The following is a 25,706-nucleotide window of genomic DNA, read 5'->3' as shown; positions in this document are numbered from 1 at the left end:
TCTAACGGCGCGACTTTTCCGATTCGCGGGGAATCAGCAGATCGTCCAGTGTCATCGGGCGCTGCAGCTCTGCCGGCTCGGCCGGTGGGGTGGGCGCGGGGCGAACCCCTTCGCGAACCAGCCGGTCGCGCAGCACGCTGATTTCAATGTCGAGATCGGTGCGCCCCCCTTCGAGCAGGCGGGCGCTGCGGGCGGCGAATTCGGTTTCCAGATCGGTAAGCAGCGTTTCATAATCCTGCCGGGCGCGCTGGTCGCGGGTCTGGACATAGAGATCGGCGAATTTCACTGTCGCATCGCGCGCCCCTTGCAGATAGACGCTGAGATAGCGGCGCACGGCGGAGATGGTGTCGGGGTTTTCCTCGACATGGCTGAAAAGTTCGCGGGCGGTGGCAGCGAACATGCCGACACGGGCCTCAAGCCGGCGATCGCCGGTCCGCAGAATCGCGTCCTGCATGGCCTTCAGATGGGCTTCGCCCTCGGCCACGATGCGTTGGGCGCGGTCCTGTTGGTAACCGTCGATGCCCTCCATCCCCTTGTCACGCATCGGGTCGGTGCCGAATGCCAGCCAGTGCAGCATGGCCCCGGCAAAGCCGATCACGCCTGCGCCTGCCTCTGCCCCCGGCACATAAGAGCCGATGGCAAGGCCAAGGCCAGTCAGGATGCCCCCAAAGAGCTTGCGCGGGATCGCCGGTCGGCGTGCGACGCGGCGTGCGTCATATGCAGCCTCGGCCTGCAGTCCCTCGCGGGTCATCCACATGCCCGAGGCAACAGCGCCAAAGGCGATCAGGTGCAGCGCGAGTCCGTTCGGGTCCTGCCAGAAGGCGCTGATGAGAAAGGGGATCGCCATGATCGTCACCCAGCGGGTGCGCGATTCGAGCGGGTGGCGGAACTCGCCCGGTGCTGGCCGCGCGGGGGCGCGCAGGTCGGTTCCGTCCAGCCGGGGCTGCGGCGAAAAGCGGCCGCCGAAACGCTTTGCCATCATTGCCCCCTTAGCCAGCGCCTACAAAGGAAGCATAGAGCGTCAGACCCATCAACAGAAAGAAGGACAGGCGCTGCATGGCTTTCTGGGACATCGGCTTCCTTTCGGCGCATTTCCGCGGGTTGCCCGCAGGATATAGGGCGCCCCCGGCCCGAACGGAAGGGCGAAGGCTTGTGCGGTGTGACTGGCTGGATGGATGGGGGCTCTGCCCCCGCGCCTGCGGCGCTCCCCCGGGATATTTCAGCACGAAAGAAGGTGGGGGATGGAGCGGGTGATGGGAATCGAACCCACGTATTCAGCTTGGAAGGCTGCTGCTCTACCATTGAGCTACACCCGCATCGGGCTTTTCTATAGGGGCAGACGTGTTCTTGCGCAAGCGTCACGCGCTTGACGGTTGCATGGCGGCGGGGCAAGCAGGCGGCATGATCGATATCCGTCCCGTCGCCAATATCGTAGGCAAGGTTGTGGTCACGCTGGGGGCGGCGATGACGCTGCCCATGCTGGTGGACTGGTGGCATGGCGATGCTCATTGGATGAGCTTTCTGGAAAGCAGCTTTCTGACCATGCTTGCAGGTGGCCTTGTCGCCTTGTCCACCCGGCAGTCCGACAAGTCGCTTGCGATTCAGCAGGTGTTCCTGCTGACCGCGATGCTGTGGCTTGTCGTGCCGGTTGCCGGGGCGCTGCCCTTTATGCTGGGCGAGCCGCAGGCCAGTTTCACCGACGCCTATTTCGAGGCCATGTCGGGGATGACCACAACAGGGACCACGGTCTTTCCCGATCTGGACAGTTTGCCCAAGGGCACGAATCTGTGGCGGGCGTTTCTGAACTGGGCAGGCGGGCTTGGGATCATCGTTGTCGCCATGATCTTTCTGCCGGTGATGAAGGTCGGGGGGATGCAGTTCTTTCGCTCGGAGGGTTTTGACACTCTGGGTAAGATCCTGCCCCGCGCCTTTGACATCGCGCGCGAGATGACCGGGGTGTATATTGCCATGACCGCCTGTAGCATGGTGGTCTATATCCTTCTGGGGATGAAGGGGTTTGACGCGCTGGTGTTTGCGCTGTCCACCTGTTCGACCGGCGGGTTTTCCAATTATAACTCGAGTTTCGGCCCCTATATCGGTGCGCCGGAATATGCGGCCGCGTTCTTTATGATCATGGCCTCGATTCCCTTTATCCGCATGGTGCAGCTGATCCGGGGCTCGGCAGAGCCCTTATGGCGCGACATTCAGGTCCGGGCCTATCTGCGCTGGACCTTTTATGCGGTGGCGGTGATCGTCCTTTACCGGCTGCTGTGGCTGGAGGCAAAAAACCCTCTGGATGTTATCCGGGAAACTACTTTCAACGTGGTTTCGGCCTTTTCCGGGACGGGACTATCCACAACGGATGTGACGCAATGGGGGCATTTCCCCTTTGTCATCCTGCTGGTCGTCGGGCTGATCGGAGGTTGCACCGGCTCGACCTCATGTTCAGTCAAGGTGTTCCGCTATCTGGTGCTGTTTCAGGCGGTCAAGGCGCAGCTGCGGCGTATGCAGTCGCCGCATCGGGTGTTCCCGCTGCTTTACGATGGCCGCCCACTGGACGAGGACGTGATCGATTCGGTCATGTCCTTCTTTACCCTGTTCATCCTGTCCTTTGGGCTGCTGATCATCGGGTTGGCACTGACCGGGCTGCATCCGCGCACCGCACTGACTGCGGCCTGGACCGCGATTGCCAACGTTGGAACTGTCTGGGGGCCTGAGATGACCGATAACGGTGGGGTAACGAATTTCCCCACCGCGTCGAAATGGCTGATGATCTTTGGCATGTACCTTGGCAGGCTTGAGCTGATCTCGGTGCTTGTCCTGTTCCTGCCGCGGTTCTGGCGCAGCTAGTTCGCGGGGGTGGCCGGTTCCGGCGCGGGCGTCTCGGGGGGGTCTGCCGGGGCGATGGCCGGCACCTCGGGCTGGGCTTCGCCTGCGCCGGGGGCAAAGCGGGTCAGGTTGTCCGAAATTTCAGCCGCGAGGCGGTGCTGGTTTTCAGGGTCCGAGACCGGCCAGATCAGGACAAAACCCTGTACCCGGCCGTCGATCACCCTGGCTTCGGCATGGCCGATATGGGTCTGGTTCTGACCATCAAGCGTGACTGCGCCACGCGTCACCTTGCGTTCAGGCGACGGTACCCAGCCAAGGGCGGTGACAAGACCTGCCAGGTCCAGCATTTCCTGTTGGCCGCCGGGCTGTGAAAAGAGGATCAGCGCCGCACCCGAGCCGTCCTTGGGCCCATAGATCGACAGTGCACGCTCTGCCCGTTCGAATTGCAGCTTGTCCATGGGGGCAGGCAGCGTAAGGCCGGTGTGGCTGTCCTGCAGCTCGGCCAGCCCCATTTCGGCCCGCCATGCAGCGCGGCGGGCGATCAGCTCGGCCATGGCGGTGGCGGTGTCGGGAGAGGCCCGCAGGCGCACGATCTCGGCCGCGATCGCGGCGCGGGTCATCGGGCCGTCCTTGCCGTCGATGGACCCTTCGTAATGGCCGGCCCAACGCAGGGCACGCTGGATATCTTCAAGCGGAGGCATGGAAACCGGCTCGGCCTCGGGTGCCGGGGGGGCGCCAAGCTCGGGCGTCTTGCCGGCAATGGCGACCTCACCCATGTCCTCGGCGGGTGAGAGGAAGGCGTCCTTGGGTACCGCGCCTGCATTTTTGAACGCCTTGAGCCAGGCGGTGCCCGTCGCCTCGTCCATCGGGCCAAAGGCGATGGCCGAGCGGCCATTTGGCAGGGTCCAGAGCCCGGATTCGGGCAGGGTCTGGCGCCATTTTTCAAGCATCTCTTCGGCCTTGGCGCGATTGGGGCTTGATTCGAGGCGCAGGAAGAATTTCGCCGGCTCGGGTTCGGCGACCGGTTCGGGTGCGACTGCCGGGGATGCCGGATCCCCGGTCACAGCTGCGGCCGTGTCCTGCGGGAAGGTCGAGGCATTGCCGGCAGAGTTTGCGGGTTCGGCGGCGGCGGTCACGTTCAGCGGGGTAAAGCTGCGCCCCTCGGCGGTGGCAATGAAGCTGTCGCCCGGAACTTTGCGCTGTTGTTTCAGCTCGTCCAGCCGCGCTGCGGCAACTTCGCGCGGCATGGGGCCAAGGGCGATTCCGACCCAGCCTTCGCTTAACGGAAAGGTTACGACATCGGGAAACTGTGCACCCCATGCTTCGGCGCTGGCCTGAGCGGCCTCGGCCCCGCGCTTGGCCTCGATGCGGATCACCACATCCTCGGCCAGCGCGGCCGAGCCGAGAGCCAGCGGCAAAGCCGCACCAAAGACGAATGCAAAGCGCCCCATGGGCATGTCCCTCTCATTGACCCTGCGCCGCCCTCTGCCTAGAAGGCGGCAGACATTTCCTGCCAGTTATGCCGAAGGAAGCCCCGATGACCAGCCCAAAGGACAACCAGACGGCCAAACCCGTCTGCTTTCAGGACGTGATCCTGCGCCTGCAATCCTATTGGGCCGCACAGGGCTGCGCGGTGCTGCAACCCTATGACATGGAGGTCGGTGCCGGCACCTTCCACCCGGCGACCACGCTGCGCAGTCTGGGTGCCCGGCCTTGGGCTGCGGCCTATGTCCAGCCCTCGCGCCGCCCGACCGATGGGCGCTATGGCGAGAACCCGAACCGCCTGCAGCACTATTATCAATATCAGGTTATCATCAAACCCTCGCCGCCGAACCTGCAAGAGCTGTATCTGGGCAGCCTTGCCGCCATCGGCCTTGATCCGATGATCCACGATGTCCGCTTTGTCGAGGATGACTGGGAAAGCCCGACCCTGGGCGCATGGGGCCTGGGTTGGGAAGTCTGGTGTGACGGGATGGAGGTCAGCCAGTTCACCTATTTCCAGCAGGTCGGCGGGCATGACTGCCGCCCGGTCTCGGGCGAGCTGACCTATGGGCTTGAGCGGCTGGCGATGTATGTCCTTGGGGTCGAGCATGTGATGGACATGCCGTTTAACCATCCCGACAGCCCGATCCCGCTGACCTATGGCGACATCTTCCGTCAGGCCGAGCGTGAATATTCGCGCTGGAACTTTGAGCAGGCCGATACGGAAATGCTGCTGCGCCACTTTGAGGATGCCGAGGCCGAATGCGAGCGCATCCTGACCGCGGCCGAGACCGATGCCGCCGGGCGGCAGATCCCGATGGCGCATCCTGCCTATGATCAGGCGATCAAGGCCAGCCACCTGTTCAACCTGCTTGATGCGCGCGGGGTGATCTCGGTCACCGAGCGGCAGGCCTATATCGGCAGGGTGCGGGCGCTGGCCAAACGTTGTGCGGATCTGTTTGTGACCACCTCGGCCGCCACGGGCGAGCCGCTGCCCGCCTTCCCGGCTGGGGCCTAGGATGGACGGCCGCTTTCCCGCCCTTGTGCTGATCGTTACTGCCGCCGTTGCGGGGGCAGGGGTCTGGTACGCGCAGCAATATGCTTTTTACGACCGGCTGGACCCGGCCTCGGTCACGCTGACCGCGACTGTGAACGGTGAAAGCGTGCCTGTGCCGGCCAGCGAGGTGCAGGTCATCGACGCCAGCAGCTCTCCGATCCGCTGGCGGGCCTGTTTTCGCCTGACCGAGCCTTTGCCCGCAGGGGCCGAACCCTTCCCCGAGGCGCAGCCGCTGAACGGCCCGGGCTGGTTTTCCTGTTTTCAGGCCGGGCAGATTGGCGCTGATATCGAATCCGGGGCCGCCCGGGCCTATCTTTCCCAGGCCGAGGTCCGCCCCGATGTGGACCGCGTGATTGCGGTCTATCCCGACGGCCGCGCCTTTGGCTGGCACCAATTCAATGACAAGACCCCCGAACGCGGAGTGATGGACTGATGGCCGACCTTCTGATCGAGCTGTTCTCCGAGGAAATTCCGGCGCGGATGCAGGCCCGCGCGCGCGAGGACCTCAAGAAACTCGTCACCGACGGGTTGGTCGAGGCCGGCCTGACTTACCGTTCCGCCGGTGTTTTCAGCACCCCGCGCCGGTTGACGCTGGCGATCGAAGGGCTCAGCGCCCATAGCCCCACCACCCGTGAAGAGCGCAAGGGCCCGCGGACCGACGCGCCCGAGGCCGCGCTGGAGGGGTTTTTGCGCTCAACTGGCCTGACCCGTGACCAGCTTGAGGCCCGCGATGACAAGAAAGGGCAGGTCTGGTTCGCCACCATCACCCGCCCCGGTCGTCCGGCGGCCGATATTGTGGCCGAGGTGCTTGAGGCCGCGATCCGTAACTTTCCCTGGCCCAAATCGATGCGCTGGGGCGCGGGCAATCTGCGCTGGGTGCGGCCTCTGCACTCGATCCTGTGCCTGCTCACGGACGAATCGGGTGCAAGTGTGGTGCCACTTGAGATCGAAGGCATTCGCGCCAGCAACACCACCCGCGGCCATCGCTTCATGGCACCCGAGGAATTCACCGTTTCCGGCTTTGACGATTATGCCGCGAAACTGCGCCGTGCGCGCGTGATGCTGGATTCAGCCGAACGTGAGGCGGCGATCCGGCAAGAGGCCGCTAATCTGGCCTTTGCCCGCGGCTGGGAAATTGTCCCGGACGAAGGGCTGCTGACCGAGGTCGCCGGTCTGGTCGAATGGCCGGTGCCGCTGATGGGTGCGATCGAGGATCGCTTTCTGTCGCTGCCGCCCGAAGTGCTGCAAACCTCGATGAAAGAGCATCAGAAGTTCTTTTCGGCCCGTAACCCCAAGTCGGGCCGGATCGAGGGCTTTGTCACCGTCGCCAATATCGAGACTTCGGATCAGGGCGAAACGATCCTCAAGGGCAACCAGCGCGTCCTGGCCGCCCGCCTTTCGGACGCGGCCTTCTTCTGGGAAAACGATCTGCGCGAGGCCAGGTCAGGCATGACCGACTGGGCCGAGGGTCTCAAGGCGGTGACCTTCCAGAGCAGGCTTGGCTCTCAGGCCGACCGCATTACCCGCATCGCTGCCCTTGCGCGTCAGATCGCCCCACTGGTCGGCGCCGATGCCGATCAGGCCGAGCAAGCGGCCAGGGTGGCCAAGCTTGACCTGCGCTCGGCCATGGTCGGCGAATTCCCGGAACTGCAAGGCATCATGGGTCGTTATTACGCGCTTGAGGCCGGGCTGCCTGCCGCGGTGGCCGATGCTGCGCGAGATCATTATTCGCCGCTCGGTCCCTCGGATGCGGTGCCTTCCGCGCCGGTGTCGGTCGCGGTGGCGCTGGCTGACAAGCTGGATACGCTGACCGGCTTCTGGGCCATCGACGAAAAGCCGACCGGGTCGAAGGATCCCTTCGCGTTGCGTCGCGCCGCACTTGGCGTGATCCGGCTGGTGCTGGTGAACGGTGCGCGCCTTGGCCTGTCCGAACTCTTCCGCCTCTTTGGCGAGGCGCATCTGGCCGCGCTCACGCCTGGGCAGGGCGATCAGCAGATTGCGACGCTGCAAAACGACCTCCTCGCTTTCTTCCACGACCGGCTCAAGGTCCATTTGCGCGATCAGGGCATCCGTCATGACATCATCGACGCCGTGCTGAACATGCCGGGCAGCGACGATCTCGTGCTGCTGGTGAACCGTGCCACGGCGCTGAACGACGTGCTGCGGACCGATGACGGCACCAACCTGCTGCAAGGGCTGAAACGCGCCGGCAACATCCTCGCCCAGGCCGAGGATAAGGACGGGGTTGAATACAGCTTCGGCGCTGATCCGAAATTCGCAGAAACTGATGAGGAACGCGCCCTGTTCGCCGCACTTGATCAGGCCGAACCTGCGATCCGCAATGCTGTCACGGGCGAGGATTTCCCTGCTGCGATGCAGGCGATCGCCGCTCTGCGGGGGCCGATCGACGCCTTTTTCGAGGCGGTACAGATCAATACCGACAATCAGATCGTGCGCCGCAACCGCCTGAACCTGCTCTCCCGCATCCGCGAGGCAGGCCGGCTGATCGCTGATTTCGGCCGGATCGAGGGCTGATCCCAGCCTTTCTTTCGTGCCCAAATATCCCCGGGGGAACGCTCCTGGGGCCCCATTGAGGGGCCGCAGGAGCGTGGGGGCAGAGCCCCCGCTCCCCGCGCTGCCGACCTGCGCTTCGCACTTGCAGCAATGCGCTTGCCATGCCTAATGTGACGGCATCATGACCGCGCTGACTGATCCAGGAGCCATCGTCGAAATCACCCCCTCGGCGGGGATTCAGACCGCGCGTCATGGCTGGCGGGCAAAATGCCTGCAGCGTCTGATCCGGATGGAGCTGCCGGTTCCGGCAAGCTTCGCCATCTCGGCCGAAGCAGTACGCGCCATTGCTGCCGGGCAGATGCCCGACCGCGCCCGGCTTGCCGCGATCATTGATCGTGCGGATGGGCTGGTCAGCGTGCGCCCCTCGGCAGTAGATCCGGCGTGGGGCGGACCGGGAACGGTGCTGAATGTCGGCATCAACCACGAACGCCACGCCCTTCTGGTGCAAAGCCGGGGCAAGGCAGCGGCAGATGCGATCTACCTGGGCTTTGTGCAGTCCTATGCCATCCACGTTGCGCGGCTGGACCCCGACATGTTCTCGGACAGCGAGGGCGGGCTTGCCGCTGCCCTGCGCGCCTATGAGGACGAAACGGACGAAGAATTCCCCCAGGACCCTGCCCGCCAGCTGGCCGAAGTGCTGCGCAGTATGGCGCGGGCCTGGGACGGGCCGACCGCCCGGCTTTTGCGTCAGGCCAAGGGTGCGCCGGCCAATGCGCCGCTTGGGTTGGTGGTGCAGCACATGGCACTGGCGATCGGGCCGGGCGTAACCGGCTCTGGCACCATCCAGTTCATAGACAGCGTTACCGGCATGCCGCGTATCACCGGCCGGTTCCGGGGTCAGACCCAGGGCCGTGCCAAAGGCGAGGGGGCCGAGACGCTCTATCTCGTGCGCGACCCGCGCGGCCCCTCGCTGGAAGAGGCGGCACCGCAGGTGTTCGCCGATCTTGTCCGCTTTGGCGTCGCCGCGCGTGAACGCCTGCGCGAAGAGATGCAGATCGAATTCGTCGTCTCGGATGGCAAGCTGTCGATCATTGATGCGGTACGGGTCGGCCGCAGCTCACGCGCGAGCGTCCGCATCGCCGTGGCACTGGCCCGCGATGGCATCATCACGCCCGAAGAGGCGGTGATGCGGGTCGAGCCGCGCGCCCTCTCTGATCTGCTGCACCATCAGGTCGACCCGCGCGCGCCCCGCGATGTCATCACCAGGGGCATCAACGCCAGCCCGGGCGCGGCTACCGGGCGCATCGTCTTTACCGCCGCCGCTGCTCAGGCTGCCGAGGCGCGGGGTGAGCGTTGCGTCCTCGTCCGCCGCGAGACTGTGCCCGAGGATATCCGCGGCATGCATGCCGCCGTCGCTGTTCTGACGGAGCGTGGCGGCATGACCAGCCACGCCGCGGTGATCGCGCGCGGCATCGGTCTGCCCTGCATCGTCGGCGCCAGCGGTATCTCGATCGACGCGCGTGCACGCACGATGATGGTTGGCGGCCGGTTGTTTCATGAGGGTGAAGAAATCACCATCGACGGCACCTCGGGTGAGGTGTTGGCCGGTGCGGCCGAGATGCTTGAGCCGGCGCTGGACGATAGCTTTGCCCAGCTGCTGGAATGGGCCGATGCGCATTGCCGCATCAGGGTACGCGCCAATGCCGACACGCCCGAGGACGCCCGCACCGCCCGCATGTTCAACGCTCAGGGCATCGGCCTGTGCCGCACCGAGCATATGTTTTTTGATGACGAGCGCCTGCCCGCCATGCGTGAGATGATCTTTGCCGGACGGCCTGAAGATCGTCGCCTGTCGCTTGAGCGTCTTTTGCCCATGCAGCGCAGCGATTTCGCCAAGCTGTTCGAAATCATGGCGGGCCTGCCGGTTACGATCCGCCTGTTTGACCCGCCGCTGCACGAATTCCTGCCCCATGACCGCGAGGGCATGCGCGAGCTGGCCGAATCACTGGACCTGCCCCTGTCGGACGTGACCCGCCGGGTCGAGGCGCTTAGCGAATTCAACCCGATGCTGGGGATGCGCGGGGTGCGGCTGGGGATCACCGTGCCCGAAATTTATGACATGCAGGCCCGCGCAATCTTTGAGGCGACCATCGAGGCCAGCCATAACGGCGATCCGGTCGTGCCCGAGATCATGATTCCGCTGGTCAGCGCAAGGCGTGAGGTCGAGCTGGTCAAGACCCGGATCGACGCTGTCGCGGCCGCCGTCCGTAATGAGACGCGCAAGGACTTTACCTACCGTCTTGGCGTGATGGTCGAAACTCCGCGCGCAGCACTGCGTGCCGGTGAAATTTCCGAACATTCGGCATTCTTATCATTTGGTACCAATGACCTGACGCAAATGACCTATGGGCTGTCACGCGACGACGCGGGCCGTTTTATGGGCATTTATGTCAGCCAGGGGGTCTATTCCGAGGACCCGTTCCACATTCTTGACCGCGACGGTGTTGGCGAACTGGTCGCCATCGGGGCCGAGCGCGCCCGTGCCACCAAGCCCGATATCACCATCTCGGTCTGCGGCGAACATGGTGGCAACCCTGAATCCATTGCCTTCTGCCTCAGGGCGGGGGTGAATTACGTCTCGTGCTCGCCCTTCCGGGTGCCGGTGGCGCGTCTGGCGGCGGCGCAAGAATCGATTCTCATGGCTCGCGAAGAGGCCGATTCGGCGGTCGGGGCCTAGTTCCCGGCCTGGCCGATTTTGGCCAGAATCTGCCCGTAACCTAATTTGTCGTCGGCGAGTTTCCGCCAAAATCGTTAAAATTCAACTGAATCGCTCCGCTCACGCCTATGTGGGGTGGATCGGATGGCCCTGTTTCATGCCTCTAGCGCCGAATATCCGCTGAGGTAGCGGACCCCAGTTTCAAACCGACCGGGTCGGACCCGGACCGAAAACAGGACCAACATGTCGATATACAAGTCATGGCTGGCGTGCGTTTCTGTGTGTATGGTTGTCGCTTTTTCGCCCGTCGCCACCACTCCGGCGCTTGCTGACGGAAAGCACCAAGTCGCGTACGAGATCAAGACCGGGCGTGGCCGTCAGGTCGTCCAGATTGATCCCAATGACCTGCAATGCCTGTCAGAGGCCTTGTATTTCGAGGCCCGCGGCGAAGGTCTGCGCGGCCAGCAGGCCGTGGCCGAAGTAATCCTGAACCGCGTCGACCATCCACGCTTTCCAAAAACCGTTTGCGGTGTCGTGAACCAGCGCGGCCAGTTCACCTATAACAAAGGCGCCCGTATCCGTGAAAAGGGCACCTTTGCCCGCGTGCAAAAGGTCGCAGTCGCCGCGCTTTCCGGCGCACCACGCACGCTGACCAACGGCGCGACCTATTTCCATGCTCGCGGCGTCAAGCCCTCGTGGACCAAGCGGTTCGAACGCACGATCCGTATCGGCAGCCATACCTTCTATCGCTCGGATCGTCGTCTGGCATCGAACTGAGCCCGCGACGCAAATTTGCCATCAAAGCAGCGGCCCTGTCCCTTGCGGCGGGGCCGTTTTCCTGAAAACACAGGCGGCATGGACCAGCCTGATCGTATCCACCTGCGCGACTATATCCTTTCGACCGAGATTGGCGCGTTCCAGACCGAACGGGGCCAACAGCAGCGGCTGCGCTTTAACATTGATGTCGAACTGGCCACCCATGTCGTCGGCGTCAATGACGAGGTGGACCGGATCCTGAGTTATGACATTCTGACCGGCGCTGTCGCCGCGGGGCTGGCGGACCGCCGCTATGACCTGCTTGAGACGCTGGCGGAAAAGATCGCGGCGCAGATCCTTGCCCATCCGCGCGCGGCACAGGTCTCGGTCACTATCGAAAAGCTGGACCGTATTCCTGGTGCCCTGGGGGTGACGCTGGTGCGCCGTCAGGGCCGTGTCGTTGCCGATCCGATCGAGGCGCCGATCCGTGTGATCCTGCATGGCCGCGACCTGACCCTGCCCGAAGGGGCGGTGGCGCTGGTACCCGACGCGCCGGGCCTGCCGCTGCCGCAGGGTGGAAACCTGCGCGAGATCGAGCTTTTGGCACTGGATCAGGCTGCATGGGCCTTGGCGGGGCGTCTGGGCCTGACCGTTGCCAACAGCCGGACCGAGCTGGACTGGGCCGCGACCGAGGGCCGCGCCGTGGTCTGGGCCCCTGCGCGCATGGTCCGCGACGTGGCTGACCTGCCTGCCACGCCAACGGCGCTGGCGCTGTGGCTGGCGCAGCGGCTGGGTGCAAGCCGGCTTGACTGGGCGTTGGCTCAGGGTGTGCCCGCGCCCGAGGTGCCGGCGGATTTCCCCATTCCGACGGGTCATCTTTGATCGCCGGGCTTGAATCGCCCGCTACGGGGCGTAAAGACTTGGAAATATGACCGATTATTTCCGCCCTATTCCATGCGAGACGGGCCGGTGGCAGCTTGCCGGCGGCTGGGTACGTTTTTCGCAATTCGAACTTTTGCGCAGGGGTGAGGCTCCGCGTGTCGTGGACAGCGCCCCGGATGCGGTGCTTGAGGCGCTGACCGCGCCGCGTGTCTCGCTTTTGGGCCTTTCGATGCAGCAGCCGCGCATCATGGGCATCGTCAATACGACGCCCGACAGCTTTTCGGATGGCGGTACCTATGACGGGGCCGGGCAGGTGCGGCTGTTGGCCGGGCAGGGGGCCGAGATTCTGGACATCGGCGGCGAATCGACCCGACCCGGCGCCCGCGAGGTGCCTGTCGCGGAAGAGATTGACCGCGTCACCCCCGCTATCGAGGCGGCGCGGGGGCTCGCCGTGATCTCGGTCGATACGCGCAAGGCCGAGGTGGCCCGTGCAGCCGTCGATGCCGGGGCACATATGGTAAATGATGTGTCGGGCTTTGACTTCGACCCCGATATGGCGGGGATGGTGGCCGCTTCGGGTGTGCCGGTCTGTCTGATGCACGCTCAGGGCATCCCCGAAACGATGCAGGACAACCCGACCTATGGCGATGTGCTGCTTGACGTCTATGACGCGCTGGCCGAACGCATCGCCCGGGCCGAAGCGGCGGGTATCGCCCGCGACAGGATCGTGATCGATCCGGGCATTGGTTTCGGCAAGACGCAAGAGCATAATCTGGCTATCCTGCGCCGGATCTCGCTTTACCACGGGCTGGGCTGCGCGGTGCTTTTGGGTGTGTCGCGCAAGCGGTTCATCGGCAGTATCGGTGGGGTCGAACGTCCGGCCGACCGGGTGGCCGGTACACTGGCGCTGACGCTTGCCGGGATTGCGCAGGGTATCCAGATCCACCGCGTCCATGACGTGGCGGAGACAAGGCAGGGCATCGCCCTATGGCGGGCCGCGACGACAGAGACAGGATGAGCAGGTAAAGATGGGCAGGAAACTTTTTGGTACCGATGGTGTCCGGGGCAGGGCAAATACTCATCCCATGACGGCCGAGATGGCGCTGCGGCTTGGTGCCGCCGCCGGGCGCTATTTCCGTCGCAAGGGCGAAGATCACCACCGCGTCGTCATTGGCAAGGACACCCGCCTGTCGGGTTATATGCTGGAAAACGCCCTGACGGCAGGGCTGACCTCGACCGGGATGAATGTCCTGCTGCTCGGCCCGGTGCCGACGCCTGCGGTGGGCTATCTGACCCGCTCGATGCGGGCGGATGTGGGCATCATGATCTCGGCCAGCCACAACCCGGCCCATGACAACGGCATCAAGTTCTTTGGTCCTGACGGTTTCAAACTGTCTGACGAGGCCGAGGCCGAAATCGAGTCGATTGTCGCAGGCGAAATCGAACCCGCCCAGCCCCAGAACATCGGCCGCGCCAAGCGCATCGACGATGGGCGTGGGCGCTATGTCGAATACGCCAAGACCACCTTTCCGGCCGGTCAGCGGCTGGAGGGGCTGAAGGTCGTGATCGACTGCGCCAATGGCGCCGCCTATCGCGCCGCACCCGATGTGCTGTGGGAACTGGGCGCCGAAGTGATCCCGCTGGGCGTCAGCCCGAACGGCTATAACATCAACGACGAAGTTGGTTCGACCCACCCCGAAGCCTGCGCCCGCGCCGTCGTCGAACATGGGGCTGATCTGGGGATCACTCTGGACGGCGACGCCGACCGGGTGATGATCGTTGATGAAAAGGGCAAGGTGGCTGACGGCGACCAGATCATGGCGCTGCTTGCCGATCGCTGGGCCACACAGGGCCGGCTGCGCGGCGGCGCTCTGGTGGCGACGGTGATGTCGAACCTGGGGCTTGAACGGTTCCTGCAAGGGCGTGGGCTGCGGCTTGAGCGTACCGCCGTCGGTGACCGCTATGTGGTCGAGCGGATGCGCGGCGCGGGCTTTAACCTGGGGGGTGAGCAGTCGGGCCATATCGTGATGACCGATTATGCAACCACAGGCGACGGGCTGATCGCCAGCCTGCAATTCCTTGCCGCGCTGGCTGACAGTGGTAAACGCGCCTCGGAACTGGTGGCGCAGTTTGAGCCGGTGCCGCAATTGCTAAAGAACGTGCGCTATGCCGCAGGGGCCGATCCGTTGTCGCAGGACAGCGTCCGGGCCGAAATCGCCCGGGCCGAAGAGCGGCTGAACGGTCAGGGACGGGTGCTGATCCGAAAATCCGGGACGGAGCCGCTGATCCGGGTCATGGCCGAGGCCGAGGACGAAACCGTCCTGCGCGAAGTCGTGGAAAACATCGTCGCAGCGGTCGAGCAATTCGCCTGACCTGTCCGCAGGTGCCGGAATAGGGCTGAGGGGGTCGTCTTGCCGACCCTCTCAGACCACGGTGGTCGGGTCGTAATCGTAAAGCCAGGCAAAACGCCGGATCATGCTGCCCGGCGCAAGCCGCGAAACTGCGCGCAACCCGGCATGGGCGACGGCACGGGTCGGGCCGCGCAGATGGTAATTGCGGGCATTGGCATTGGCGGCCTCGACGATGCGCTGGCAGCGCGGCTGGCGCAGGGCCTGGAACCGCGCCAGTGCCGACTGTTGGTCAGAATCGGCGGCAAGGCAGGCGGCCAGTACCCAGGCATCCTCAATCGCCATCACCGCGCCTTGGGCCATAAAGGGCAGGGTCGGATGCGCGGCGTCTCCGATCAATGCGCGGCGACCATCCTGCCAATGGGCGGCGACGGTGTGGCGGAACAGCCCCCAGATGCTGGCCTCATCGACGCGGGCCAGCCATTCCGGCACAGGACCGCCAAAACGGGCGAAGGCGGCGCGCAGCTCGACCGGATCGCCGGCAATCGACCAGCCTTCTTCTCTCCAGTCCGGGCGTTCGACGACGGCGACGATATTGCGCAGACCCGCACCAAGCGGATAGCTGACCAGATGCCGACCCGGACCCATGAAGACCTGTGCCACCGGCGCTGCATCAGGTTCTGCCGGGATCAGAGTCCGCCATGCGGTCTGGCCGGTAAAGAAGGGGGTTTCGATGCCGTTAAGTTCGGACCGAAGTCGGCTTTTCACCCCGTCCGCACCGATGAGCAGCGGCACATCGGGTATGTCGGTGACCTGATGCCCGGTCTTGATCTGTACACCCGCCTCGCGCGCGGCTGTTTCGAGTATTGCAAGCAGCTTGGCGCGGTGGACAAGGCGAAAGTGGTCGGCTGGGCGGTGGCGGGCCAGATCAAGTACTGCGACCGTTCGCCCGACGGAATCATGCAGTTCGACCCGACGCGAAGGTACGGAAATTTCCTCGAATCGCGGCCAAAGCCCAAGCGCCTCGATCACCCTCACCGCATTGGGTGAGATCTGCAATCCTGCGCCGACCTCTCGCAACGCGGCAGCACGTTCCAGCACCGTCACCTGATAGCCGCGTTGCGCCAAGGCACAGGCAGCGGTCAGACCGGCGATTCCGGCCCCGATGATGGTGACGGAACGGGGGTTCAGCGCATCACCTCGGCGCTGGCGAGGGCGATAAAGCCTTCGACCTGATCGGCAGGCAAGCCGGCAGCACGCATTACCTCGGCGGCAAAGGTCACGGGTGCGGAACCGGGCGCGGTGATGATGCCGCCATCGGCCACAGCATGGGGGACATCGCGGTAATGCGCCTGGGCTGCATAGCCGGACAGATGGCCTTGCAGAAACTCCAGCCCGTTCGAGGTATGTGCCCGCCCGTCCAGCAGTCCGGCGCGCCCAAGTGCCAGCGTGGCACCGCAGATGCCAGCGATGGTTTGACCGCGGTCATGGGCGGCACGCAGCATTTCACCCAGATCGGGGGCATCGTCGCGCAGCCAGCTGTCGCCGCCGCAAAGGACGATCACCTCATCCCCGTGCGGTGTGGCGTCGGCAAGCCCGGTCACCGACAACCCACCCATCGAGCGCAGGTTGCCGCCGCCGGGCGTGACATAGCGGACGTCGAGCCCGTAGAAACTTGCGCCGATACCAGAGATCTGCGCTGTCTCCCAATCGGCGAACCTGTCGAGCAACAGGATCATCACGGGTTTCATGGACTTGTCCGGCATGTCATTCTCCCCGGTTCGGGGCGTCCCAGGGCCTAGTCGTCGCGGTGCACACGCTCGCGACGCTCGTGCCGCTCTTGCGCCTCCAGCGTCATGGTCGCGATCGGGCGCGCATCCAGCCGCTTAAGGCTGATCGGCTCACCCGTCATTTCGCAATAGCCGTATTCGCCGGTCTCGATTCTCCGCAGTGCTGCGTCGATCTTGGCGACCAGCTTGCGCTGACGGTCGCGGGTACGCAGCTCAAGCGAGCGGTCGGTTTCTTCGGACGCACGGTCGGCGAGATCGGGGACATTGCGCGCGCTGTCCTGCAGACCTTCGAGTGTCTCGGCAGATTGATCCAGAAGTTCCTGCTTCCATGCAATCAGTTTGCGGCGGAAATATTCAAGTTGCCGCTCGTTCATGAAAGGTTCGTCTTCGGCGGGGCGATAATCTTCAGGCAGAAAGATCTGGGCTTTCATCGTTCCTCCGGCATCCGGGCGGCTTGTATGCCCGGACCTTGCGGCCCCCTTAAAGTATGGCAGGGGAATTGTCACTAGCCCTTTCCGTTCCGCCTTGCCCCGCCAGCTTGCAGAGCGGGTCTCTGCTGGCTAGGGTCGCGCAGATTGCGCAAAGGACAGGCGGATGCAGTTTTCCTCGACCGAAACCTATGTGGCTCCCCCCGATCTCGCCATGGCCGTGAATGCGGCGATCACGCTTGAGCGGCCCTTGCTGGTCAAGGGAGAGCCGGGCACGGGCAAGACCGAGCTGGCGCGGCAGGTTGCCGCAAGCCTGAATCTGCCCATCGTTGAATGGCATGTGAAATCGACCACGCGCGCCCAGCAGGGGCTTTACGAATATGATGCCGTGTCGCGGCTGCGGGACAGCCAGCTTGGTGATCCGCGCGTGCATGACATCGCCAACTATATCCGCAAGGGCAAGCTGTGGCAGGCCTTCGATGCGGAAAGCAAGGTCGTGCTGCTGATCGACGAGGTCGATAAGGCCGATATCGAATTTCCCAATGACCTCTTGCAGGAACTCGACCGCATGGAGTTCCATGTCTACGAGACCGGAGAGACCGTGCGCGCCCGCCACCGGCCCGTGGTCATCATCACCTCGAACAATGAAAAGGAACTGCCCGACGCGTTTCTGCGCCGCTGTTTTTTCCACTACATCCGGTTCCCTGATGCAGAGACGCTGAAGCGTATCGTCGAGGTGCATTACCCCGGGCTCAAGCGCCGCATTCTTGACGAGGCGCTGAGCCAGTTCCTTGAACTGCGCGAGGTGCAGGGGCTTAAGAAAAAACCCTCGACCAGCGAGCTTCTGGACTGGCTCAAGCTGATCCTTGCCGAAGACCTTGCCCCCGAGGACCTGCGCCGCCCGGCCGGAGAGATGCTGCCCCGGCTGCATGGTGCGCTGCTTAAGAACGAACAGGATGTGGCGCTGTTCGAACGGCTGGCCTTTATGGCGCGGAGACAGAGGTGATCCGTCCCCTTCGCCCTCAGGATCGCAGGGGTTGGCAGCGTCTCTACGAGGGCTATCAGGCCTTTTATGGTTTTGCTGACCGCCCGGCTGAATTCTATGACCGCGCCTTTGCCAGACTGTCCTCGGGTGAGGCGCGCGACTTTCACGGGCTGGTGGCCGAGGTCGATGGCCGGCTGGTCGGGCTGACCCATTACGTCTTTCACCCCAACCTGTGGCGCGATGAGGGGGTCTGCTATTTGCAGGACCTGTTCACCTCGTCCGAGGCACGGGGCAGGGGTGTTGCCCGCGCGCTGATCGAGGCCGTTTATGAGGCGGCGGATGCTGCCGGCGTGCCTGCGGTCTATTGGCTGACGGCCGAGGACAATTATCCGGCCCGGATGCTATATGATCGGGTGGCGGCGAAATCGCCCTTTATCCGCTACAACCGCAAGCTTTGACCAAACGAAAAGGGCGGTCCCGTAAGACCGCCCTTTCCAGATCTGCTGTCCCTCGCCTTAGCGCAGGCCGGTTTCTTTCAACAGGCCCTTGCGCTTGGCTTCGTAGTAATACCCGCGGGCATACCATTTCACCGCGGCATCCTTGTTCCCGCCCGAGACCAGATAGGCCCCGCGCAGATATTTGACGCCGTATTTCAGGTTCGTTTCGGCATCAAGCAGGCCAGCGGCAGAGCCGCGATACCCCATGCCCCGCGCGGTGGCGGGCAGGATTTGCATCAGCCCATAATAGGGACCGTTGCGGGCGCCGGGCCGGTGGCGCGATTCGCGGATGATGACGCGATGCACCAGATCAACCGGCACGTCGTATTCCGCAGCGTATTTGTTGATCAGCCGACGCAGCTCGGGTGTCTCGTTGGGATGCAGGTTCGCAACCTCGGCGGCCGAGGCGCGCGGTTCGACCAGATACCGGCGGTCGGGATCCACCCGGTTGTCGCCGCAGGCGCCGAGAGCCAGAACGCTGCCCAGCACCAACAGTCCGATCATGGATTTCATGACTGCCCCTTGTCTTGGTGATTGTCCAAGGGATTAGCCGGGTCCGGGTCCGGGATGGTAATCAAAAGAATGGACCGCCCGGGGTGCGGGCGGTCTATCGGCGGAAACCCGCCACACGCTGCGGCGGGTTTAGGTGAAGTTTCGCCGATCAGGCGTGAATAGCACCGTCACCGCAGGCCAGAGCCGCCTCACGCACCGCCTCCGAGCAGGTCGGGTGGGCGTGACAGGTCAGCGCGATGTCCTGAGCAGAGGCACCGAATTCCATCGCAACGCAGACCTCGTGAATCATCTCGCCAGCGTTCGGGCCGATGATATGGCAGCCAAGCACCCGGTCGGTGTCGGCATCGGCGATCATCTTGACGAAGCCTTCGGCCTGGAACAGCGCCTTGGCGCGTGCGTTGCCCATAAAGGGAAACTTGCCGACCTTGATCTTGCGGCCGTTGGCCTTGGCGGCCTCTTCGGTCAGGCCGACCGAGGCGACCTCAGGCGTGGTATAGATCACGCCGGGGATGACGTCGTAATTCACATGGCCATGTTTGCCGGCGATGACCTCGGCAACTGCCATGCCTTCGTCCTCGGCTTTGTGGGCCAGCATCGGACCGGGCACCGCGTCGCCGATGGCATAAATGCCCGGCACGCTGGTCTGCCAATGCTTGTCGATCTGAACAAAGCCGCGATCGGTCAGCGCGACCCCGACCTTGTCGAGGCCAAGGCCGGTGACATAGGGGCGGCGGCCGGTGGCGACCAGCACGCATTCGGCCTTGATCTCATGCTCGCTGTCGTCCTTGCGCAGCTTGTATTTGACCTCGGCCTTGCCCTTTTCGACCTCGACCTCTTGTACGGCGGCGCCAAGAACGAATTTCAGACCCTGCTTGGCCAGGATGCGCTGGAACTGCTTTTGCACCTCGCCATCCATACCGGGGGTGATAGCGTCGAGATATTCGACAACAGTCACCTCGGCGCCCAGACGGGCATAGACCGAACCAAGCTCAAGGCCGATCACGCCGGCACCGATCACCACCATTGATTTCGGGATCTTGGGCAGGGACAGCGCGCCGGTGGAATCGACGACGATGCCAGCCGCGTTATCGACCTCGACCCCTTTCAGGCTCGCCGGTTCCGAGCCCGAGGCGATAACGATGTTCTTGGTTTCGTGAACGGTGTCGCCGACCTTGACCTTGCCGGGGGCCTCGATGCTGGCCCAACCCTTGAGCCAGTCGATCTTGTTCTTTTTGAACAGGAACTCGATGCCCTTGGTGTTCCCGCCGACCGTCTCGGCCTTATAGCCCTGCATCTTTTCCCAATCGACCTTGGGCTTGGCACCCATCAGGCCCATTTTCTCAAAATTCTCATGGGTTTCATGCAGCAGGTGGCTGGCATGGAGAAGCGCCTTTGAGGGAATGCAGCCCACGTTCAGGCAGGTCCCGCCCAGGGTTTCGCGCCCCTCGACGCAGGCGACCTTCAGCCCCAGCTGGGCGGCGCGGATCGCGCAGACATAGCCGCCGGGACCGGCGCCGATCACGATCAGATCATAGGTGGGCATTCGGGCTCTCCTTGCAGTTCACGGGCCGCGTGCGGCGCCGCTTGTTCGGTTCAGGTAAATAAGGTGATTACGATCATCACCAGGGTGGCGATGAACCCAGCCGCCCAGATGACCGATCGCCACGGCGACCAGCCAAAGGCATAGGCGGGAATGTAAAGCAGCCGCGCCAGCAGATAGGTCCACGAGCAAAGCACGGTCAGGGGTGAGCTGGCATCCGACAGGACCACCACCACCACGGCGATGGTAAACAGGATCAGCCCTTCGAAATGATTGTTCACCGCGCGGCGCAACCGTCCGGTCAGGGCCGAGAATTCGGGTTGTGTGTCGCGCGGGCTGGCGTTCCATGACACGCCCACGTCGCGGTTCATCGAGGCTGCGGCCAGACCGATCTGCACAGCTTGCAGCAGCGCGGCGAGGGCAAGGGCGGTGGTTTCGGCTGCCATCACGCGGTCTCGACAAAGTGGAATTCGGTGGCCGAAACGCCGGCCTGGCTGTTAAAGACGCCGGCCGCCCCTTCAAGATACGCTTTGGCTTTCCCGGCGTCGCCGACCTGAAACAGCGCCCATGCGCTTTGATCGTTTTCCCGCCACAGCTGCAGCAGCGACAGGCCGTTACCGCCCCGATCTTCGGCATCCGCGTCAAAGGCGGTGCGGAAACGGGCGTAATCGGCAACGCGGTAATGGGCGATCATCTGGGCCATGGGACTCTCCTCTGTTTTTGGCGCATCTGCCCTGCGGGTTTCCGGGGCGCGGCGCCTTGCAACAGGTCAACGGGACAGGCCGGAAAGAGTTGCGCGGTGATCGGGCCGGGGGCAGTCGCGCCGCCCCCGACCCGTCAGAGATCAGAGATCCATCAGCAGGCGGCGCGGATCTTCGAGCGCCTCTTTTACGCGCACGAGGAAGGTCACGGCGCCCTTGCCGTCCACGATGCGGTGGTCATAGCTCAGCGCCAGATACATCATCGGACGGATAACGATCTGACCATCGACCACCACCGGGCGATCCTGGATCTTGTGCATGCCGAGGATACCCGACTGCGGCGGGTTCAGGATCGGCGAGGACATGAGCGAGCCATAGACGCCACCGTTCGAGATGGTGAAGGTGCCGCCCTGCATCTCGGCCATGGTCAGCTTGCCGTCGCGGGCGCGGGTGCCAAGCTCGGCGATTTCCTTCTCGATCTGGGCAAAGCTCTTGTGATCGGCGTCACGTACCACCGGCACAACCAGGCCGGACGGCGTGCCGACGGCAACACCCATATGGACAAAGTTCTTGTAGACGATGTCGCCGCCGTCGATTTCGGCGTTGACCTCGGGCACTTCTTTCAGCGCGTGGCAGCAGGCCTTCACAAAGAAGGACATGAAGCCCAGCTTGACTTTGTGCTTTTTCTCGAACTGGTCCTTGTAGGTGCTGCGCAGGTCCATGATGCCTTTCATGTCCACCTCGTTATAGGTGGTCAGCATCGCGGCGGTGTTCTGTGCGTCTTTCAGACGACGGGCGATGGTGGCGCGCAGGCGGGTCATCTTGACGCGCTCTTCGCGGGCGGCGTCCTCGGCCGAGCTGGGCGCACGCGGAGCTGCCGCAGGGGCAGGAGCGGCCGAGGCAACAGGCGCGGCAGCGGCGCGCGCCACATCCTCTTTCATCACGCGGCCATCGCGGCCGGTGCCGGTCACGGCGTCGCGGTTGATACCGGCTTCGGCCATGGCTTTTTTGGCCGACGGTGCGTCCTCGACATCCTTGCGGGCGGCCGGGGCCTCAGCGCTGGGGGCGCTGGGGGCCGGAGCTGCAGCGGCTGCAGCAGCAGGGGCGCTGGCTTCGGTCGCGGCACCGGCGGCACCTTCGGTGATGATCGCCAGACGGGCGCTGGCATCAACCGTCGCCCCTTCGGGGGCAAGGATTTCAGCCAGAACGCCAGCGGCGGGGGCCGGGACCTCGACCGAGACCTTGTCGGTTTCGAGCTCGCACAGCATCTCATCCTGCGCGACGGCATCGCCGACCTTTTTGAACCAGGTCGCAACCGTGGCTTCTGTCACGCTTTCGCCCAGGGTGGGCACCATCACATCGACGGATTTTCCGCTCATCTTCTTTTGTCCTTCCTGAGCCTTGGTGCCCGCATCAGCCTTGGGCAACATTTCTTCGGGGCCCGCATCGCCCTCTTCCATGATCTGCGCGAGCAGGGCGTTGGGTGCGACTACCGCGCCTTCGGGCGCGACGATCTCGGCCAGCTTGCCTGCCACGGGCGAGGGAACCTCGACCGTCACCTTGTCCGTTTCCAGCTCACACAGCATTTCATCCACCGCGACGCGGTCACCCGGTTTCTTGAACCAGGTGGCCACGGTCGCCTCGGATACCGATTCCCCTAGGGTGGGGACGCGTAGTTCCACTGCCATTATCAGGCCCCGACGGTGATGGCTTCTTGAACCAGCGCCTCTTGCTCGGCCTTGTGGCGCGAGGCCAGACCGGTTGCCGGAGAAGCGGCCGCGTTACGGCCGACATAGCGCGCGCGTGCGTGCCTGGCGCCGATGCGCGACAGAACCCATTCGATATTGGGTTCGACAAAGCTCCAGCCACCCTGGTTCTTGGGTTCTTCCTGACACCAGACGATCTCGGCGTTTTTAAAGCGCTCAAGCTCTTTGGACATGGTCTGGGCCGGGAACGGATAGAACTGCTCAAGCCGCAGGATATAGACATCGTCCGCACCAGCGGCGTCGCGCGCCTGAGCCAGATCGTAATAGACCTTGCCCGAACAGATCACCACGCGGCGGATCTTGTCATCGGCTGCAAGCTTGAATTCCGACTTGCCGCGATCGGCGTCGTCCAGCAGCACCCGGTTGAAGGTCGAGCCGGTCATGAACTCATCGGCCGACGAGACCGCCAGCGGGTGACGCAGCAGCGATTTCGGCGTCATCAGCACCAGCGGCTTGCGGAAGGGCCGCTTCAGCTGCCGGCGCAGGATGTGGAAGTAGTTGGCCGGTGTGGTGCAGTTCGCGACGATCCAGTTGTCCTCGGCGCAAAGCTGCAACCAGCGCTCAAGCCGGGCCGAGCTGTGCTCGGGGCCCTGACCTTCGTAGCCATGCGGCATCAGCATCACGAGGCCTGACATGCGCAGCCATTTCTTTTCACCCGAGGTGATGAACTGGTCGAACATGATCTGCGCGCCGTTGGCAAAGTCGCCGAACTGCGCTTCCCACATGACAAGGCTGTTCGGCTCGGCCAGCGAATAGCCGTATTCAAAGCCAAGCACCGCGTATTCCGACAGCATCGAGTCGATCACCTCGTAACGCGCCTGCCCGCCGCGGATGTGGTTCAGCGGGTAATAGCGTTCCTCGGTGGTCTGGTTGATAAAGGCCGAATGGCGCTGCGAGAAGGTGCCGCGGGTCGAGTCCTGACCTGCCAGACGCACCGGATGCCCCTCGGTCAGCAGCGAGCCAAAGGCCAGGGCCTCGCCCGTCGCCCAGTCGAAACCGGTGCCGGTCTCGAACATCTGTTTCTTGGCTTCCAGCAGGCGACCCACGGTCTTGTGCAGATCAAACCCTTCCGGCACGCGGGTCAGGGCTGCGCCGATCTCGGCCATGGTTTCGGGGGCGATACCGGTCTGGCCAAGGTTGTCTTCGGCATGTTCGGCCTCGATCCCCGACCACTTGCCGTCCAGCCAGTCGGCCTTGTTCGGCTTGTAGTTCTTACCGATCTCGAACTCTTCGTTCAGATGGGACTGGAAGGCGGCCTTCATCTCTTCGATCTCGCCCTCGGGGACCAGACCGTCAGCGACCAGACGCTCGGTGTAAAGCTGCAGAGTCGTCTTGTGGCCCTTGATCTTCTTGTACATCACCGGGTTGGTGAACATCGGCTCATCGCCTTCGTTGTGACCGAAGCGGCGATAGCAGAAGATGTCGATGACCACGTCCTTGTGGAATTTCTGACGGAACTCGGTCGCGACCTTGGCGGCATGAACAACCGCTTCGGGGTCGTCGCCGTTCACGTGGAAGATCGGCGCCTCGACCATCAATGCGATGTCGGTGCAATAGGGCGAGGTACGGCTGAAATGGGGCGCCGTGGTAAAGCCGATCTGGTTGTTCACCACGATATGGATGGTGCCGCCAGTGCGGTGGCCGCGAATACCCGAAAGCTGGAAGCATTCGGCCACGATGCCCTGTCCGGCAAATGCCGCGTCGCCATGCAGCAGGATCGGCAGGACGGCGGTGCGATAGGTCTGGTCCGACAGTTGGTCCTGCTTGGCGCGGGCCTTGCCCAGCACGACCGGGTTCACCGCCTCAAGGTGCGAGGGGTTGGCGGTCAGCGACAGGTGCACGGTATTGCTGTCGAAGGTCCGGTCCGACGAGGCGCCGAGGTGGTATTTCACGTCGCCCGAGCCGTCCACGTCATCGGGCTTGTAGCTGCCGCCCTGGAATTCGTGGAAGATGGCGCGATAGGGTTTGCCCATCACATTGGCCAGAACCGACAGGCGGCCGCGGTGGGGCATGCCGATGACGATGTCCTTGACGCCAAGCGCCCCTCCGCGCTTGATGATCTGCTCCATCGCCGGGATCAGCGCCTCGCCACCGTCAAGGCCGAAACGCTTGGTCCCCATGTATTTGACATGCAGGAACTTTTCAAAGCCCTCGGCCTCGACCAGTTTGTTGAGGATGGCGCGGCGGCCTTCGCGGGTAAAGGCGATCTCTTTGCCATAACCCTCGATACGCTCTTTCAGCCATGCCGCCTGCTCGGGGTCCGAGATATGCATGTATTGCAGCGCGAAGGTACCGCAATAGGTGCGCTTCATCAGGTCAACGATCTGACGGATCGTGGCGATCTGCAGTCCCAGCACGTTGTCGATAAAGATGGGCCTGTCCAGATCGGCGTCGGTGAACCCGTAAGTCTTGGGATCAAGCTCGCCGTGATCGGGGATCTCGCGCATGCCAAGCGGATCCAGATCGGCGTGCAGATGGCCCCGGATGCGGAAGGCGCGGATCAGCATGATCGCGCGAATGCTGTCCAGAACCGCACGCTTAAGCTGCTCGTCCGACAGGCTGACACCCTTTTCGGCGGCCTTGGTCGCGATCTTGTCCAGCGCCGCCTTGGCCTCGGCCTTGGGCAGCATGGGCCATTCGCCGGTCAGCGCGGCGGTGGTGTCGTCGGCCGGAACCGGCGGCCAGTCCGGACGCTGCCAGCTTGCGCCCCTGGCCTCGCGCGTGACGGTCGCCTCGTCATCGCCAAGGCTGCGGAAGAAGGCGTCCCACGCCTGATCCACCGCCTCGGGGTTCTTGGCCCACTGGCCATAAAGCTGCTCGACATAGGTCGCGTTGTGACCTTGCAGGAAGCTTGAATCGTGGAAGGCCGAATTGGGAGATTGATCGTTCATTGGCTTGCCTC

The 25,706-nt window shown here is 63.8% G+C and carries 22 protein-coding genes and 1 tRNA gene; 11 read left to right on the top strand and 12 right to left on the bottom strand.

The window, feature by feature from the left end; all coding sequences use genetic code 11:
* Nucleotide 1: 1 nt before the first annotated feature.
* Nucleotides 2-979, bottom strand: coding sequence for a 5-bromo-4-chloroindolyl phosphate hydrolysis family protein (locus M511_RS03095; RefSeq protein WP_085501406.1), 978 nt, complete (start codon nucleotides 977-979; stop codon nucleotides 2-4).
* A gap of 263 nt (nucleotides 980-1,242) precedes the next feature.
* Nucleotides 1,243-1,316, bottom strand: a tRNA-Gly gene (locus M511_RS03090).
* Between the two features lie 85 nt (nucleotides 1,317-1,401).
* On the opposite strand from M511_RS03090, the gene M511_RS03085 reads away from it, so the two are divergent.
* Nucleotides 1,402-2,850: a TrkH family potassium uptake protein gene (locus M511_RS03085; RefSeq protein ID WP_085501405.1), complete on the top strand. Its 1,449-nt coding sequence runs from the start codon at nucleotides 1,402-1,404 to the stop codon at nucleotides 2,848-2,850.
* Here the strand turns inward: M511_RS03085 and M511_RS03080 are convergent.
* On the bottom strand, nucleotides 2,847-4,286 hold the full coding sequence (locus M511_RS03080; RefSeq protein ID WP_085501331.1) for a peptidoglycan-binding domain-containing protein: 1,440 nt from the start codon (nucleotides 4,284-4,286) through the stop codon (nucleotides 2,847-2,849). The genes M511_RS03085 and M511_RS03080 overlap by 4 nt on opposite strands.
* 80 nt (nucleotides 4,287-4,366) lie before the next feature.
* On the opposite strand from M511_RS03080, the gene M511_RS03075 reads away from it, so the two are divergent.
* The 8 genes from M511_RS03075 (at nucleotide 4,367) to glmM (ending at nucleotide 14,608) form a co-directional block, all read left to right on the top strand.
* Nucleotides 4,367-5,329 carry a glycine--tRNA ligase subunit alpha gene (locus M511_RS03075; protein ID WP_085501330.1) on the top strand — a complete coding sequence of 321 codons (963 nt, stop codon included), beginning with the start codon at nucleotides 4,367-4,369 and terminating at the stop codon, nucleotides 5,327-5,329.
* Between the two features lies 1 nt (nucleotide 5,330).
* Nucleotides 5,331-5,801, top strand: coding sequence for a DUF6446 family protein (locus M511_RS03070; RefSeq protein WP_010393126.1), 471 nt, complete (start codon nucleotides 5,331-5,333; stop codon nucleotides 5,799-5,801).
* Complete coding sequence (gene glyS, locus M511_RS03065; protein WP_085501329.1) at nucleotides 5,801-7,903, top strand: glycine--tRNA ligase subunit beta; 2,103 nt, start codon at nucleotides 5,801-5,803, stop codon at nucleotides 7,901-7,903. The genes M511_RS03070 and glyS overlap by 1 nt, the downstream gene beginning before the upstream one ends.
* Before the next feature lie 160 nt (nucleotides 7,904-8,063).
* Nucleotides 8,064-10,619: a putative PEP-binding protein gene (locus tag M511_RS03060; RefSeq protein WP_085501328.1), complete on the top strand. Its 2,556-nt coding sequence runs from the start codon at nucleotides 8,064-8,066 to the stop codon at nucleotides 10,617-10,619.
* A 264-nt stretch (nucleotides 10,620-10,883) separates the two neighbouring features.
* Complete coding sequence (locus M511_RS03055; RefSeq protein WP_010393120.1) at nucleotides 10,884-11,375, top strand: cell wall hydrolase; 492 nt, start codon at nucleotides 10,884-10,886, stop codon at nucleotides 11,373-11,375.
* Between the two features lie 78 nt (nucleotides 11,376-11,453).
* Nucleotides 11,454-12,236, top strand: coding sequence for a dihydroneopterin aldolase (locus M511_RS03050; protein WP_010393119.1), 783 nt, complete (start codon nucleotides 11,454-11,456; stop codon nucleotides 12,234-12,236).
* A 46-nt stretch (nucleotides 12,237-12,282) separates the two neighbouring features.
* Nucleotides 12,283-13,254, top strand: coding sequence for a dihydropteroate synthase (gene folP, locus M511_RS03045; RefSeq protein ID WP_010393116.1), 972 nt, complete (start codon nucleotides 12,283-12,285; stop codon nucleotides 13,252-13,254).
* A gap of 10 nt (nucleotides 13,255-13,264) precedes the next feature.
* Nucleotides 13,265-14,608: a phosphoglucosamine mutase gene (gene glmM, locus M511_RS03040; RefSeq protein ID WP_010393115.1), complete on the top strand. Its 1,344-nt coding sequence runs from the start codon at nucleotides 13,265-13,267 to the stop codon at nucleotides 14,606-14,608.
* A gap of 51 nt (nucleotides 14,609-14,659) precedes the next feature.
* Here glmM and M511_RS03035 read toward each other — a convergent pair whose 3' ends face one another.
* From M511_RS03035 to dksA, 3 genes are read right to left on the bottom strand one after another with little or no spacing between them, the layout of a single operon-like run.
* Entirely contained in the window at nucleotides 14,660-15,754 is a 1,095-nt protein-coding gene (locus M511_RS03035) for an FAD-dependent monooxygenase (RefSeq protein ID WP_085501327.1), read from the bottom strand.
* Nucleotides 15,755-15,771: 17 nt separating this feature from the next.
* Nucleotides 15,772-16,350, bottom strand: a complete 579-nt coding sequence (locus M511_RS03030) for a DJ-1/PfpI family protein (RefSeq protein WP_085501326.1) — start codon at nucleotides 16,348-16,350, stop codon at nucleotides 15,772-15,774.
* 32 nt (nucleotides 16,351-16,382) lie between these two features.
* Entirely contained in the window at nucleotides 16,383-16,805 is a 423-nt protein-coding gene (gene dksA, locus M511_RS03025) for an RNA polymerase-binding protein DksA (RefSeq protein ID WP_010393107.1), read from the bottom strand.
* Nucleotides 16,806-16,968: 163 nt separating this feature from the next.
* Here dksA and M511_RS03020 point away from each other — a divergent pair, with 163 nt between their 5' ends.
* A complete protein-coding gene (locus M511_RS03020; RefSeq protein WP_010393105.1) occupies nucleotides 16,969-17,808 on the top strand; it encodes an AAA family ATPase in 840 nt (279 codons plus the stop codon).
* Nucleotides 17,805-18,245 carry a GNAT family N-acetyltransferase gene (locus M511_RS03015; RefSeq protein WP_085501325.1) on the top strand — a complete coding sequence of 147 codons (441 nt, stop codon included), beginning with the start codon at nucleotides 17,805-17,807 and terminating at the stop codon, nucleotides 18,243-18,245. The genes M511_RS03020 and M511_RS03015 overlap by 4 nt, the downstream gene beginning before the upstream one ends.
* Before the next feature lie 57 nt (nucleotides 18,246-18,302).
* Here the strand turns inward: M511_RS03015 and M511_RS03010 are convergent, their stop codons facing one another.
* From M511_RS03010 to M511_RS02985, 6 genes are all read right to left on the bottom strand, one after another.
* The gene (locus tag M511_RS03010) at nucleotides 18,303-18,797 is read right to left on the bottom strand and encodes a lytic transglycosylase domain-containing protein (RefSeq protein ID WP_029371430.1); all 495 of its coding nucleotides are present in this window, start codon (nucleotides 18,795-18,797) and stop codon (nucleotides 18,303-18,305) included.
* Nucleotides 18,798-18,945: 148 nt separating this feature from the next.
* Complete coding sequence (gene lpdA / locus M511_RS03005) at nucleotides 18,946-20,340, bottom strand: dihydrolipoyl dehydrogenase (protein ID WP_010393099.1); 1,395 nt, start codon at nucleotides 20,338-20,340, stop codon at nucleotides 18,946-18,948.
* A 50-nt stretch (nucleotides 20,341-20,390) separates the two neighbouring features.
* Nucleotides 20,391-20,783, bottom strand: coding sequence for an MAPEG family protein (locus M511_RS03000; RefSeq protein ID WP_085501324.1), 393 nt, complete (start codon nucleotides 20,781-20,783; stop codon nucleotides 20,391-20,393).
* A complete protein-coding gene (locus tag M511_RS02995) occupies nucleotides 20,783-21,040 on the bottom strand; it encodes a hypothetical protein (protein WP_085501323.1) in 258 nt (85 codons plus the stop codon). Before M511_RS02995 ends, M511_RS03000 begins: the two co-directional genes overlap by 1 nt.
* 141 nt (nucleotides 21,041-21,181) lie before the next feature.
* Nucleotides 21,182-22,726 carry a 2-oxoglutarate dehydrogenase complex dihydrolipoyllysine-residue succinyltransferase gene (gene odhB / locus M511_RS02990; RefSeq protein ID WP_085501322.1) on the bottom strand — a complete coding sequence of 515 codons (1,545 nt, stop codon included), beginning with the start codon at nucleotides 22,724-22,726 and terminating at the stop codon, nucleotides 21,182-21,184.
* A gap of 2 nt (nucleotides 22,727-22,728) precedes the next feature.
* The gene (locus M511_RS02985) at nucleotides 22,729-25,695 is read right to left on the bottom strand and encodes a 2-oxoglutarate dehydrogenase E1 component (protein WP_010393093.1); all 2,967 of its coding nucleotides are present in this window, start codon (nucleotides 25,693-25,695) and stop codon (nucleotides 22,729-22,731) included.
* Nucleotides 25,696-25,706 lie beyond the last annotated feature (11 nt).

It is taken from the genome of Paracoccus sp. J56 (assembly GCF_019633685.1).
Lineage (GTDB): Bacteria > Pseudomonadota > Alphaproteobacteria > Rhodobacterales > Rhodobacteraceae > Paracoccus > Paracoccus kondratievae.
The sequence above is the reverse complement of the archived record's forward strand: the minus strand, read 5'-3'. Positions and strand labels throughout refer to the sequence as shown.